Origin of the sequence: Streptomyces tritici (assembly GCF_048500665.1) — a bacterium.
In the GTDB taxonomy this organism is placed as follows: Bacteria; Actinomycetota; Actinomycetes; order Streptomycetales; family Streptomycetaceae; genus Streptomyces; species Streptomyces tritici.
This window is the reverse complement of the sequence record NZ_CP183183.1, coordinates 6,283,131-6,296,446: the sequence shown is the minus strand read 5'-3', so window position 1 is coordinate 6,296,446 and position 13,316 is coordinate 6,283,131. Positions and strand designations below refer to the sequence as shown.

Here is a 13,316-nt window from a genome sequence, read left to right as displayed (position 1 = left end):
CACTACCGCTCCGTGATCGACAAGAGGAGGGCGGTGCCGGTCATCCGGCCGGAACCCGTCCTCTCCGGCCCTGGGGCGGAGGGCGTACGACAACGCCCCCGGGGTACGCGGGCGTCGAGCCGGGCGGTCCCCCGCCCCGACGACGAGAGGAGCAGTACGTGCTGATGGCCCACCCCGCGGTCCTGCGCGATCTCATCGAGCAGTACACGACGCTGAAGGTGCTCCAGGCGGAGAACGGCGGCGAAGAGGTACGGCGGCGTCTGGACGACCTCGCGTACACGCTGTGCGTCTCCACCGGTACGCGTGACGTGGACGCGGCGCTGATCGCGGCCCGCCATCGCCTGCCGGGCGCGCGCCCCGAGGACGACTCGGTGCTGAGCGGCTGAGCGTACTGAGCGGCGGAGCACGCCGAGCACACGGCCGAACCCGGCACTCTCCGAAGGAGGTGCCGGGCTCGGTCATGCCACGGGGGGCGGGCGAACGCCGCCGGGCCGCCTACCAGCGGTACCAGCGGCCCGTGCTGCCCTTCGGCCGGGCCACGAAGCCCAGCAGCCACAGGACGAGCACGATGACGGCGATCCACCAGAGCGCCTTGAACGCGAAGCCGGCGCCGAAGAGGAGCAGGGCGAGCAGCAGGACGAGAAGCAGGGGGACCATGCGGATCGACCTCCATGAAGACAGTGACGAAAAGACAAGATGGTGACGAAAGGCACAGGGGACGGCCGGACGGCGTGCACACGCGCACGGCCGTTCAGGGGGCGGGGAAGCCTCGCCCGCTCAGCCGCGGCGTGCGAAGTACAAGGCAACCGGCCCGAGTTCGCGCCATGCGGCCAGGCGCCCGGCCCGGCGCCCCGACCCGTACGCGAGGGCGAGCGCGGCCGCCGTGCCGGCCGCGGCACCGACCGTCACGGCCGGGTGCGTACGCGCGGCGGCCCACAGGTCGCTCCTCGCGGCGCGGGCCACGTACGCGGCCGCGCGGGCCTTCTCGGCGAAGGGCCCGGGCAGGCCGCGCCTTTCCCCGAGAGCGGCCGGCTCGTACCTCTCGTCCACGTCGGGGTCGTCCACCCGCGTCGGGCCAGGATGGTCCGGGACGACGTAAGGGCCGGTCCAGGGGAACTGCTTCCGTCCGGTGTTCTCCCAAGCACTCATGGACATCGTCTGGCCGGACTCCCCCACGCTAAACCCGGAGGACCCGAGCTCGAGACCCGTAGACCCGAGCCCGAGACCCGTAGGACCCGAGCCCGAGACCCGGAGGATCCGCGCCCGAGACCCGGAGGATCCGCGCCCGCCGGTCCCGCCGCGCCCGTTCCCCTCGAGCAAGCTTGGCCGCGCCCGTCCGGGCCGGACGGGCCGAGGCGCTCGGGCTCACCGGTATCCGCGTCACCGCGCCGGGAAAGCCGACGGTGTCGCAGGGGTGGGGCGTCGCCATCGCCACGATCAAGGAGAACCTCCCCTCCGGTGCACGCAGAGCGGTGATACGCCGGATATTCATGGGTTTGTTCTCGCCGGTTCCGGTGAGGCGTCCTGTTGTCAGATGTGTCGCGCGGAGAAGGAGCGATCCCCCGTGTCCGGTGAGAAGAAGATGAAGGCCAAGGGCGAGCAGGCCAAGGGCAAGGTCAAGGAGGCGGTCGGCCGGATGACCGACAACGAGCGTCTCGAGGCGGAAGGCCGGGCCGAGCAGGCCAAGGGCGACGCGCGTGGCGCCAAGGAGAAGGCGAAGGACGTCTTCAAGCACTGATCCGACGGACGAGGGACCTCGTCCGGCACGGAGAGGGGCGGCCCGCCATCCGGCGGGCCGCCCCTCTCCGTCGTCCGGCATGCCCCGGGTCGGCATGCCGGCGCCGGGCCTCGTGGGCGTCGGACACCGCCCCCTGCCTCGGGTCAGCTTCCGTCGGCGTAGTGGATGCGGACCCACAACGGCAGGGCGAACCAGCAGATCAGGTACCAGGCGAGGACACCGGAGACCAGCCAGGGCACGTACGGGTCGTGCGTCGCCACCCGCAGGATGAGGAACAGGGCGGCCGTCAGCGTCGCGAGCAGCAGCAGGAGGCCGGTGAAGGTGAGCCGGGAGGCCCAGACGACGGCCTGGGGCTTGACCCGCCGCCCCGACACGATCCTGTGGAAGGAGACGGGGCCGATCAGCGCACCCGTCGCCAGCGACCCGAGGACGACCGTGACCAGGTAGATCGTCTTGTCGGTCTGCTCCAAGGCGTGGAAGAGCGGGGTGAACACCACCGTGAGGAGGAACCCGAGGAGGATCTGGACGCCCGTCTGGGCGACCCGGATCTCCTGGAGGAGCTCCTGCCAGCGGCGGTCCGCCCGCTCCCCCTCCGTCTCGCCGCGCCCGTCGTGCCCACCGGTGTCGCGGTCCGGCGCTTGTGCCTTTCCGCCGTGCCGCGCCTCCTTCGGCTCGTCCTCCGCCTGCGTACCGCCGTTCCGTTCGTTCATGAAGGTCCTCCTCTAAGCACGGGGGCAGGAGCGGACCCGCCCCCCACCTGTGCCCGGTGACGCTCCGCGTATGACCGGTTCTCGGGGGGCGGTGGCGCGGGCGTGCGGGGCCTCGGAGCGGGCCCCGGCACGGCGGAAGCCCCCGTCGAGCGTGGGGGCTTCCGTCCGGCGCGGCACGGGGCGGAGTCAGGCCCGCGGCGTACCGGCCGTGCGCGGGGGCGCGGGGTGCCGCCACCGTCCGCGACGGGCGCTCTCGCCGTCGCCGGGCGGCCGCCCGCGGTCACCGGCGGCGGGACCGCCGGCCCGCCCGTCCGGCCCCTCCCGCCCCTCCTGCCCGTCCCGTCGGCGCGGCGCGTCGGGGGTCACGGCGGGAGCGTACGTGCGGCTCTCCCCGCTCCGGCCCGAGGCGCTGGGGTCCTCGGACGGGACTGCGGCCTCCGGCGGCCGCCACGGCAGCGGCACCGGAGAGCGGGTCGGGCGGCGGGGCCGGCGGACCGGTGCGGAAGGCTCCGCCACGGCGGTCCGGCCGGAGTGCGCGGGTGTGGGAACCGTCCCCGCGGGGAGCCCCCGCACGGGGATGCCGGGCACGGGGGCACCCACCGTCGGAAGGCCCGACGTAGGAATCCCCGGGGGCGGCGGCTCGTGGCGGTGCCCGTGGGTCCGGGGGGCCGCCCCCGGTCCCGTGGGGCCCCCGGAGGGGTGGGCGAGGCGGCGAGGCCGGGTCGGTCCCACCGGCGCGGCGCACGGCGCCACGCGGACGAGGACTCGGGTCGGGTTCGACATGAGCGCCTCCTGGGTGGGTTTCGCGATCCGACTGTCCGTCACCCTGCCTGCGGTTCCTGCCGATTCGGCTTACCGCTGTCTTCGGAGCCAAACCCCGCGGACGCGGAGAGATTGCTCGGCAGTCCCGCCCTCCGGGACTCGTCGCCCTCGGGCACGAACTGGGGGCACCGGCTCCCGGCGGCATGCGAGCGGCCCGCACCTCGTGGAGGTGCGGGCCGCTCGTATCGCCGACCCACGGCAGGGGGAACCCTGGATCGTCGGGCGTGAGCGTGTCCCCTCGCTCGGCATCCGCCTGCCCCGCCGACCGGGATCCATGCCCTCCGGTTTCCGGTGTCGCCCGGGGACGGGGCGGGCACCCGGTCCCTGCTCGATGCGCCGATACCGGGCGCGCGGTGTCCTCCGCTCCCCGCCTCGATATCCGGTGGCACCGCCTCCCGTCGACGTGACACGCTTCCCTCACACCGAAGGGGTGTAGCTCAGCTGGCCAGAGCGCCGGTCTCCAAAACCGGATGCCGCAGGTTCGACTCCTGTCACCCCTGCCAAAGGCACGCCGGCGCCGGATCCTCACACCGATCCGCGCCAGCCGCCCGTCTGCACGCCGCCGCGCTCCTCGATGAACGACTTGAACCGCTTGAGGTCGCCGGCCACCTTGCGCTTGACGAACCCGAGCTTGTCGCCCGTCTGTTCCGCAAGCCCCTCGGGGGCGAAGTCCATCTGGAGCATGACCTTCGTCCGGGTCGCGTCGAGACGGTGGAACGTGACGACCCCCGCCTGCCGGGCCTCGCCCTCGACCGTCGTCCACGCGACGCGTTCGTCCGGGATCTGCTCGGTGATCACGGCGTCGAACTCGCGCCGCACCCCGCCGATCTCCGTGACCCAGTGCGTGAGCGTGTCCGTACGCTGCTCGATCCGCTCCACACCGTCCATGAAGCGGGGGAACGTCTCGAACTGGGTCCACTGGTCGTAGGCGGCCCGCACCGGAACCTCGACCTCGACCGACTCCTCCACCTTGGACATGGCGACACCTTTCTCTCGGACGGGGATCGTCTCCCCGTCGGGGACGTGCTGCTGAGCTCGTGCGTACCGGGGTGGACCGGCGGCCGTCAGAGGCCGGCCCTGCCGCCCGGGAAGAGGCTGGATGTGCGGTAGTACTGGCCGATCTCCTCGCGGTACTGGCGGTCCGCGAGGTGCTTGTCGGAGACGAACTCGGGCGAGTCCTTCACCTGTTCCTTCGACAGGGCGAGGTGGAGGGTCTGCTCCTCCAGGTCGACGCGGGTCACCGCCCGCGCCGGGATGAGCACCTCCTTGCCGAAGATCCAGACGCCCGTGTCGACGACCAGGTAGGAGTCGTCCACCTCGTCGGAGTGCTTGTCCACCTTGCCGATGTGCCCGTCGGAGGCCTCGACGCGCCACCCGGTGAGATCGGTACCCGCCAGGTGGCCGCACTCGGTACTGAAGGACCACAGATGGTCGGTCATCGCTGTCACTCCTCTGTCGCTGGATTCGCGCAGGGCACGGGGCCGGACGTGCGGGCCGCCTCGGAGCCGGCCACCACGACCGTGATCGGTGACAGTGGGCGCCGGACGACGAACAGTCCCAGACCCATGGTCGGTTGCTCCTCCCTGCGGGTTGGACAGCGTCCGCGTACCCGGGCCCCCGGGGATCATTCCGCCGCCCCAGGAGAAATCGGACTGGTTCCTCCGCCTCCCGTGAGCACGCCGGAGCGGCGTCCACGGGAACGCCCGCCCGGCGCACCTCAGCTGACGTCACATCAGTTCCTGGAGGTGTGAGACGGCCGCTTGGGGCAACACGAAGGGCCAGGACACGGAGGAAGGCGCGAGCGCTCCCGGAGGCCGTTCGCCGGCCTCCTCCGCGCGTTCGACGTCCGAGGAGAGGAGAATCCCATGACCGCACTGCTGGACCGCATCAAGCGATTCGCCCGCAGCCCCCAGGGCCGTGGCGCGGCGGCGTCCCTTCGACGCGCCGCGGCCGACCCGCGCAAGCGCGCCCAGGCACGCCGCCTGTTCGGCAGGCTGCGCCACCGCTGACGCCTGCCCGCCCGCGTCGGACGGCACGTGCCCACTCGCATCGCCCTGTGCGGCGAGACGGCCCCCGAGCGCGCACCGGCGCATGATGGGAGGGTCACCAGGTCACCAGGTCACCGGTGACCGACGGCGAAGGGCGGTGCTGTGGACGGCGACACCCTCGGCGCGGTCCTGGCGGACATGCTGGCCGCGTCCCACCGGCTCGCGCCCCGTGCGATCCCCCTGCTCGTGGAGGACGCCGGGCGGCGCCTGGGGCTGACCGGGGCCCGGGTCTACGTGGCCGATCTGCAGCAGCAGGGTCTGGTGGCGCTCCCGAACCCTGAGCAGGCATCCCGGCTCGCGGCCGACGACCGGACCGCGGACCTGGAGACGCTGCCCGTCGACAACTCTCTCGCGGGACACGCGTACCGCACCGAGTCGGTGCGGCTGAGCCGGCCGGACTCCGGCGGGGAGCGTACGGGCTGGTTCCCGGTCGTGGACGGCATCGGCCGGATGGGAGTCCTGCGCGTCACCGCGCCGGAGCTCGACGCGTCGCTCCTGCACCGGTGCGAGGCCCTCGCCGGCTTGGTCGCCATGATCCTGGCCACCAAGCAGCCGTTCAGCGACGTCCTGACCCGGACCATGCGCACCCGGTCGATGAGCCTGCAGGCGGAGCTGCTGTGGGCCTTCATGCCCCCACGGACCATCGGCACGGCGGCGGTGACCTCCAGCGCCCTCCTGGAGCCCGCGTACGACATCGGCGGGGACGCGTACGACCACAGCCTGGCGGGAGAAGTCCTGCATCTGACGCTGCTGGACGCCATGGGCCACGACCTCGCGTCCGGCGGCTGCAGCGCCACGGCGCTGGCCGCCTGCCGCTCCACGAGGCAGGCCGGCGGCGGCCTCGACGACATCGCGGTCGAGATCGACCGCACGCTGGAGCGCTGGATCCCGGAACGGCTGCTGACCTGCGTGATCGGCGACCTGGACACCACCACCGGGCAACTGGAGTGGATCAACTGCGGCCACCCCGCCCCGCTGCTGATCCGCGACCGGCGCGTCGTGACCGGCGCGCTCGACAGGCCCCCGCGCCCGCCCCTGGGCCTGACCGGCTACGGCGTCGGTCCCCCACCCGTCCATACGGTCCAGCTGCAGCCCGGCGACCGGCTGCTGCTCTTCACCGACGGCGTCACCGACGCGCGCTCCGCCGCCGGAGAGCTGTTCGGGGAGCGGCGCCTGGCCGATGTCGTCGTCCGTGCCCTGACCGAGGGCCTTCCCGCCCCCGAGGCGCTGCGGCGCCTGATCCAGCACATCCTCGTCCACCAGGACCAGCGCCTCAGCGACGACGCCACCACCCTCCTCGCCGAATGGCACCCCGATCACCGGTGAACCCGCCGGCGCCCGCGCATCCGTCACCCGCGCATCCGCAGCAGGCGAGCCATCTCCGCACGGCGGCCCCGGGATCAGTCGGACGGTGACCAGCAGGCGATCACCCGTCCGCTGCCGGGAGACAGCCCCTCCCAGCCGCCGGGCACCTCGATCACCACCACTCCCGAGGTCGGGAAGCCTGCCCTCACCCGCTCCAGCAGGTCCGGAGGGCCGCTCCCGCACAGGCCGACGGCCAGCTCGTGGATCCCCGGGTTGTGGCCGACGAGGGCCACGGCACGAAGGCCCGGGCCCCGCTCCGCCAGTACGGAGACCAGCTTGCTCGGCGGCGCGTTGTAGAGGCGCTCGTCGTAGACGACGGGCGGCGGGTCGTCCAGCTCGGCGGCCGCGAGCCGCCAGGTCTGGCGGGTTCTGCGCGACGGGGAGCAGAGCACGAAGTCGGGCCTGGGGCCGCCGTCCGCGAGCCGGCGCCCGGTCCGGGGCGCGTCCTTCCTGCCCCGCTTGCTCAGCTCGCGGTCGAAATCGTCGACCGGCCGGTCCTTGCGCACCGCCTTCGCATGGCGCACCAGCAGCAGCCGCACCCCGGCCGCGCCGTCGCCGCCCGGTGACGCCGGCCGGGATCCGGGGTCCAGGGACATGACGTCTCCTTCCGCGGGCGTACGGCTCCGGGTCGTTCCGGCATGCGCCTACCCCGTCGCGGGGGCCGCACGCACCGGCCCGGCAGCGTGCGAGCCCCCCCGTCGCCCGGCGCGGGGCGTGTCAGGTCCGCTCGGCGCCGGCTCGACGGACGCCGGGCAGGTGCACCACGAGGAGCGTGAAGGCGGCCAGCGCGACGTTGCGGGCCGCGGCGTCCAGGCCGTTCCAGTCGGACGACTGCCACATGGCGAACCACTCGCCGCCGATCGCGAGGAAGCCGAGGCCGAAAAGCAGCAGGACCATCACCAGGCCCACCGTGCTCGCGGCGCGGGCGCGGTCGTACGCGTCGCGGCGCAGCCCTGTGATCCAGAACCAGGTGGCGGCGAGGAGGACCACGGCCGCCAGCGTCTCCCAGACGATGATGGCGACGTAGGCGGCGTTCTGGAGGGCGGGGGATTCGATCGCCCGCCACATCAGGTCGGGGTCCTTGAACGTGGTGTCCATGCTCAGGACGTGCTGGACGAACTGCTGGTTGGTTCCGAAGTCCGTGATGTTCCCGAAGGCGACCAGGGTCATGTAGAGCGCGACGGTCGCCGTCAGCGCGCTCGCCGCGACGGGCGGCGCGCCCATCCGGAGGAGCCAGTTCCGCTGGGCGGCGGGGGCCGTTCCCCGGGAACGAGTGCCGGAATCGGTGCCGGTCGGCCGGTGGGCCTGTGCCATGGACGTGTCCTCCCTTGGTCCCGCGGGCGGTTGGGCCGCGGCTCGTACCGTCCCTTCCCCACTTGCGCGGCCTTCCAGCCCTCCTCCTGCCGCGCCCCGCGGCGGGCCGGCGCCTTCCCCGAGTCGCGTTCGTCGGGGAAGGCGCCGGCTGCCGAGCCGGTGCCTTTCGTCAGGACGTGACCTGGACGAGGCCCTTGGCCGTCGCCTGTGCGCTGGTGCCGTCCGACGGGGTGGAGGTCAGCTGCCAGGTGTAGGCGCCGGCCGGCACCGGGGTGGCCGCGTCGGACGTGCCGTCCCAGGAGACGCGTACGGCGCTGAGGGCTTCCCCGCCCGTCCAGGTGCGCACCACCTCGCCGGTCTCGCGGTGGGTGAGGGTCACCCGCCAGGACGCGGCGGGCTTGGAGAGCCACCATGCGGCGGACCACTCGGCGGTGCCGTCCTGCACCAGGGAGCGAGGCGCCGCGGTGCGGGCGACCCGCAGCGGGGAGACCGCCTGCTGCGGTGCGGTGACGTGGACGGTGTCCTCCGTGTCGACCCAGGCGAGCTTGCCGGCGCCCGGGTCGAGGGTCCAGGTGGTGCCGCGCCCGTCTCCGCTCGCGGGCGCCTTCAGGCCGGTGACGGTGCCCAGGTCGGCGGTGGTGCCGTCACCCTGCAGCCCCGTGAGGCGCAGGTCGCCGGAGCCGTCGCGGTGCGCGAGGAAGCGGTCGCCCAGGAGGACGCCCGTCGTCGGGGCCGGGTAGGTGTGCCCGGTCGCGAGGTCGCGTACGCCCGCCGCGTCCTGGGAGGCGCAGCTCCAGTAGAACAGCGTGCCGCTGCGCTGGAGTTCGGACGGTACGCACGCGGTGCCCAGCGCGACGGTCTCGGTCACGTTGCCGGAGAGCACGTTGATCACCTTCACCGTGCCGGGGTTCTGCTGCGCCGGCTTGAGCAGCCACTTCTGCTCCAGCGCGGCGGCCTGGGCGCGCTGTTCGCGGACGACGACGTCGCGTGCGGTGTCCACGACGTACTGCCGTCCGGCCGCCTCGTACAGCACGAACTCCGGTGCCGCGTCGAGGATCCGGCCGTCCTTGCCCGGCAGCGTGAAACGGTCCACCGGGTGCTCCGGGTCGTCGCCGGTCACCAGCACGTCGGCACCCGTGTCCGCGTCCTGGACCAGGCGGGCCAGCCCTTCGTCGGTGCCGTCGGCGAAGCGCCCCGCCGCCGGGCCGGGGAAGTCGGCGAGCACCGCTCCCTTCACCGGGTCGAGTCCGGCTCCGATGCCCGTCCCGTGCAACGTCTCTTTGCCTTCAAGAGAGTTGACGTACCGGAGCCGCCCGCGGTCCAGGCTCAGCGCCTGGATCCGGCCGTCCGCCGTCTTGCTTCCCGGTACCTCGCGCAGGGGCAGGTCGAAGACGAGTCCGGAACCGTCCACGCTGAAGTGGTGGATGGCGCGCTTGCCGTCGGCGTCCTTGCCGAGCGCGACCAGCGAACCCCCGCCCTCGGTGCGCAGGAACGTCGTCTCGACGTCGCTCAGCAGCGTCCGCTCGGTCTCCGCCCCGGCGAAGGGGGTGAGGCGCAGAGGCCCGCCGTCGCCCTCGTACCAGAGCACGTTGTCGCCCACGACGAAGGACGTGACCTTGCTGTCGGCCGACTGCGTCGGGAGCGGCACGATGCGCGGGGCGGCGGACATGTTGTCGCGCGCCATGACCCGCACGCCCGGCTCCCCGCTGCGGGTGAACCAGCTGACGGTGTTCTGCGTGATCCGGAAGCTGCTCGCCTCGCCGGTCACGGGCAGCGGCTGGACGGTGCCGTTGTACGCGGTGAGGATGCCGTACCCCGGGGTGCCGTCGGCGTTGCGCCAGCCGATGAGGAGCCGGTTGTAGTGGGCGCCGAGCAGCACGGGCACGGCGCCGGTGGTGGCTCCGGCGGGGAACTGCACGACGGGGTCGTCCGCCGGGGCCCGGCCGAGCGCCACGCGCAGCTGGTACGTGCCGTCGCCCTGGTCCACGGTGGCCAGGGTCCAGCCGTTGGCGACGCGAGGATTCAGGTAACCGGCGGGCACGGTGTAGGTGTTGGTGTAGAGCGGATCCTCGATGCCGATCCGCACGATGTCCGTGCCGCCGTCCTCGCGCGGCTTCGTGTAGACGACACGGTTGTACTCGTCGTGGCCCCGGACGATCGCGTCCTCCGGCACGCCGTCGAGCTCCGGGAGGGGCTTGGTACGGCTGTTGTACGTGTTGGTCCAGAGGTAGCCACCGCCCTCGCGGTGCAGGACGCCCTGACTCCCGGTCGCCAGCAGCGTCTCGGGCCCGGAGGCGTAGGCGTCGGGAGCCGGGACGAGGACTTCGGCCGCCCCGGCAGCCTCGGCCGCATGGGCCGTGACCGGCAGGACGACGACCGGACCTGCGGCAAGAACAGCGAGAACGGCAGCCGCGGTGGCGGTACGCCGGGTCCGGCCGGCTCGGTCGGCTCCGTTGGTACGGCTGATTGTGCGCAGGTGATGAGACACCTGACCCCCCATGCGTTAACAGGCGAAGTTTCGACATCGTGCTGTGAACGCGGTTAACAGTACACTCTGCGGACGGAGTTGTGCACACAACTGATGCCTTTCTTCGATCTCGGACCGGGCAGAGCGACGGGTTCGCCACCAGCCCCCGGCGGGGGCAGAGCACAGCCCGAAGACGGACTCGCCCGTCGACGACAGCGGCATCGCTTACGTCTACGCCCTGCATCCCCACCGCGACCTGACCACCGGGTCCCCAGTGGCTCTGCCCTGACCCTTGACCGGGTGGTTGATCTGCCGTTCAACCAGCCTGCAAGCGGCCGTACCTCGACCTCTGAACCAGGTGTGCGCCAAGTAGGGTGACAGGTGGTCGAGCTGGGGGTGCATGGTGGTGGGGGCTGTGGTCAGGCGGGGCGTCCGGCTCGGGGTACGGATCGGGTCGGTGCCAGCGGCAGTTTTCGGCTCGGTGGCGCTCGTGGGTGCGGTGATGTGGCTTCGCACCGGGTTGCATGACACCCTGGCGGGTCTCTTGCGGGCCGTTGTCCTCGTGTGCGGGAGCCTGGGGGTTGGTGTCCTGCTCGGTGCGGCTACCGGTGTGGCGCTTGCTCTGTCGCCCGAATGGCTTGCCGCTCGGGCTCCGTTGCGGGGGCTGCTCGCCGGCTGTGTCGCGGGCACGATGTATCTCGGTGAAGCGGTCGTTGTGGCGGTCGCCTTTGACGGCGGCTACGGACCGATGCTTCTCACGCTCCTTTCCACGCCGGTGGTTGGTGCAGTGGCGGCGGTGCACAGCGGGGACGTCCTGGGACGTACGCACTTTCACCCGTGGTTGGCGAGTGAGGGGCGTCTTAAGGGCTGGTCACGCCGCTTCGGCCGGGTACCGGGTCCACGTGCGGAGGGGTGAGTCAGGGGCGAAGTTCGACTTCGGTTCGGCGCGGTCATTGCGCCGGCGGATGTAGGCGCCGATGGCGGCGTTCTGTTCGCTGTGGCCGCGGTGGTCGGTTCCGTTCAGGGCGAAGTAGCGCAGGGCGGCGAACTCCGACTCGATCCGGTTCAGCCACGCTCCGTACGTCGGCAGGAAGACCAGCTCGACATCGTTCGCCGCGATCAGGCAGTTGTGCTCTCGTACCTGGCTGCTGATCCCCCTCGGTCGCCCCCGCTCCATTTTGGGTCCAGGGCCTCGAACCCACGAGCGCGACTTTATCCGGACCGGAAGCCCTGGCGGGCGCGGCGAGTGGCGTGGGTGGTGACGCGGCCCGATCGCCGCGCCAGGGGCCGGCTCAGCCGCCGCGGCGGATCTGGGCGGCCTTGCGGGCCTCGGCGAGTTTGCGGGCCTCGGCGGTCTTGCGGGACTTGCCGCCGGTGCCGCGGGGGGTGGCTTTGCTGGTGCCGAGGCCGCGGAAGGGGGTGTTGGTGTTCTTGGGGCGGGCGGAGGCGGGCGCGCCGTCCAGCGGGATGCCGGTGGGAGCCTTGGCGCCGGTGATGCGGCTCAGTTCCGCCTCGCCCGAGCGCACCTTGGTGACGGTCGGCGCGATGCCGGCCTCGGCCAGCACGCGGCTCGTCTCGCGGCGCTGGCCCGACAGGACGAGCGTGACCACGCTGCCGGACTCGCCGGCGCGGGCGGTGCGGCCGGCGCGGTGGACGTAGTCCTTGGGGTCGGTGGGCGGGTCGACGTTGACCACGAGGTCGAGGTCGTCGACGTGCAGGCCACGGGCCGCGACATTGGTCGCCACCAGGGCGGTGATCTCGCCGTTCTTGAACTGCGCCAGCGTCCGGGTGCGCTGCGGCTGCGACTTGCCGCTGTGCAGGGCCGCGGCGTGCACCCCGCCGGCCCGCAGATGCCGGGTGAGCTGGTCGACGCCGTGCTTGGTGTCGAGGAACAGCAGGACGCGACCGTCGCGGGCGGCGATCTCCGTGGTGACGGCGTAGCGGTCGGGGCCGTGGACGACCAGGAGGTGGTGCTGCATCGTCGAGACCGCGCCCGCGGACGGGTCGACCGAGTGGACGACGGGGTCGTGGAGGTAGCGGCGGACCAGCTGATCGACGTCGTCGTCCAGCGTGGCCGAGAACAGCATCCGCTGACCGTCGGGGTGCACCTGGTCGAGCGCCTCGGTGACCTGCGGCAGGAATCCCATGTCGCACATCTGGTCGGCCTCGTCCAGCACGGTGATCCGCACCCGTCCCAGCCGGCAGGCGTTGCGCTCGATCAGGTCGTGCAGGCGTCCGGGGGTGGCGACGAGCACCTCGGCCCCCTCGCGCAGCGCGGCGACCTGCCGGCCGATCGACATCCCGCCGACGACCGTGGCCATCCGCAGGCGCAACGCCTCGGCGTACGGCGTCAGCGCCTGCGTGACCTGCTGGGCCAGCTCCCGGGTCGGTACGAGGACCAGCGCGAGGGGCTGCTTCGGTTCGGCGCGCCGCCCCGCCGTACGGGTGAGCAGCGGCAGGCCGAAGGCCAGCGTCTTGCCCGATCCGGTGCGCCCGCGCCCCAGGACGTCACGCCCCTCCAGGGCGTCGGGCAGAGTGGCGGCCTGGATCGGGAAGGGTTCGCGTACCCCGAGCTCGCCCAGCGTGCGCAGCACCTCCGCCGGCAGTCGCAGGTCGGCGAAGGAGACGGCCGGGGGCCGTACCGGAGTCGTGGCACCGGGCTCGGCGGGGCAGCCGTGAGCGGTGCCGGAGTCGTCGGGATGGATCATGAGCAGAACAGCCTTCCGCAGGGAAAACGTGCCGAGGAAGGCCCGGCAGACTGGAACCGGCCCTCGCACCAGCGAAGCCGAGCACGCAGGAACGCCGACCACGACGACCACGCAAACGCACGACACTAACACGGATGGCACAGC

General features: G+C 72.7%; 14 protein-coding genes and 1 tRNA gene. 5 read left to right on the top strand and 10 right to left on the bottom strand.

Annotation, left to right across the window (positions count from 1 at the left end):
• The first annotated feature begins 158 nt into the window (after positions 1–158).
• Complete coding sequence (locus ACNJ93_RS28895; protein WP_418960398.1) at positions 159–386, top strand: DUF5133 domain-containing protein; 228 nt, start codon at positions 159–161, stop codon at positions 384–386.
• A gap of 109 nt (positions 387–495) precedes the next feature.
• On the opposite strand, the gene ACNJ93_RS28890 is transcribed toward ACNJ93_RS28895, so the two are convergent.
• Positions 496–657 carry a DUF5670 family protein gene (locus tag ACNJ93_RS28890; protein WP_418960397.1) on the bottom strand — a complete coding sequence of 54 codons (162 nt, stop codon included), beginning with the start codon at positions 655–657 and terminating at the stop codon, positions 496–498.
• A gap of 120 nt (positions 658–777) precedes the next feature.
• Positions 778–1,149: a hypothetical protein gene (locus tag ACNJ93_RS28885; RefSeq protein ID WP_418960396.1), complete on the bottom strand. Its 372-nt coding sequence runs from the start codon at positions 1,147–1,149 to the stop codon at positions 778–780.
• A 433-nt stretch (positions 1,150–1,582) separates the two neighbouring features.
• Here ACNJ93_RS28885 and ACNJ93_RS28880 point away from each other — a divergent pair, with 433 nt between their 5' ends.
• The gene (locus ACNJ93_RS28880) at positions 1,583–1,738 is read left to right on the top strand and encodes a CsbD family protein (RefSeq protein ID WP_418961562.1); all 156 of its coding nucleotides are present in this window, start codon (positions 1,583–1,585) and stop codon (positions 1,736–1,738) included.
• 143 nt (positions 1,739–1,881) lie between these two features.
• On the opposite strand, the gene ACNJ93_RS28875 is transcribed toward ACNJ93_RS28880, so the two are convergent.
• A complete protein-coding gene (locus ACNJ93_RS28875; RefSeq protein ID WP_418960395.1) occupies positions 1,882–2,448 on the bottom strand; it encodes a DUF6328 family protein in 567 nt (188 codons plus the stop codon).
• A gap of 1,248 nt (positions 2,449–3,696) precedes the next feature.
• Here ACNJ93_RS28875 and ACNJ93_RS28870 point away from each other — a divergent pair.
• Positions 3,697–3,773: transfer RNA gene (locus tag ACNJ93_RS28870), tRNA-Trp, on the top strand.
• A gap of 22 nt (positions 3,774–3,795) precedes the next feature.
• Here the strand turns inward: ACNJ93_RS28870 and ACNJ93_RS28865 are convergent.
• Complete coding sequence (locus ACNJ93_RS28865; RefSeq protein WP_398032378.1) at positions 3,796–4,248, bottom strand: SRPBCC family protein; 453 nt, start codon at positions 4,246–4,248, stop codon at positions 3,796–3,798.
• An 86-nt stretch (positions 4,249–4,334) separates the two neighbouring features.
• Complete coding sequence (locus ACNJ93_RS28860) at positions 4,335–4,709, bottom strand: PRC-barrel domain containing protein (protein ID WP_418960394.1); 375 nt, start codon at positions 4,707–4,709, stop codon at positions 4,335–4,337.
• 426 nt (positions 4,710–5,135) lie between these two features.
• Here ACNJ93_RS28860 and ACNJ93_RS28855 point away from each other — a divergent pair, with 426 nt between their 5' ends.
• Together ACNJ93_RS28855 and ACNJ93_RS28850 are read left to right on the top strand one after the other, a co-directional pair.
• Complete coding sequence (locus ACNJ93_RS28855) at positions 5,136–5,279, top strand: hypothetical protein (protein ID WP_418960393.1); 144 nt, start codon at positions 5,136–5,138, stop codon at positions 5,277–5,279.
• Between the two features lie 141 nt (positions 5,280–5,420).
• Complete coding sequence (locus ACNJ93_RS28850; RefSeq protein ID WP_418960392.1) at positions 5,421–6,644, top strand: PP2C family protein-serine/threonine phosphatase; 1,224 nt, start codon at positions 5,421–5,423, stop codon at positions 6,642–6,644.
• A 74-nt stretch (positions 6,645–6,718) separates the two neighbouring features.
• On the opposite strand, the gene ACNJ93_RS28845 is transcribed toward ACNJ93_RS28850, so the two are convergent.
• From ACNJ93_RS28845 to ACNJ93_RS28825, 5 genes are all read right to left on the bottom strand, one after another.
• Entirely contained in the window at positions 6,719–7,279 is a 561-nt protein-coding gene (locus ACNJ93_RS28845; protein WP_418960391.1) for a SixA phosphatase family protein, read from the bottom strand.
• 121 nt (positions 7,280–7,400) lie between these two features.
• On the bottom strand, positions 7,401–7,907 hold the full coding sequence (locus ACNJ93_RS28840) for a DUF2165 domain-containing protein (RefSeq protein WP_418961561.1): 507 nt from the start codon (positions 7,905–7,907) through the stop codon (positions 7,401–7,403).
• 259 nt (positions 7,908–8,166) lie between these two features.
• Complete coding sequence (locus ACNJ93_RS28835) at positions 8,167–10,485, bottom strand: FlgD immunoglobulin-like domain containing protein (protein ID WP_418960390.1); 2,319 nt, start codon at positions 10,483–10,485, stop codon at positions 8,167–8,169.
• A gap of 850 nt (positions 10,486–11,335) precedes the next feature.
• Positions 11,336–11,641: a hypothetical protein gene (locus ACNJ93_RS28830; protein ID WP_418960389.1), complete on the bottom strand. Its 306-nt coding sequence runs from the start codon at positions 11,639–11,641 to the stop codon at positions 11,336–11,338.
• A gap of 115 nt (positions 11,642–11,756) precedes the next feature.
• Entirely contained in the window at positions 11,757–13,172 is a 1,416-nt protein-coding gene (locus ACNJ93_RS28825) for a DEAD/DEAH box helicase (RefSeq protein WP_418960388.1), read from the bottom strand.
• Positions 13,173–13,316 lie beyond the last annotated feature (144 nt).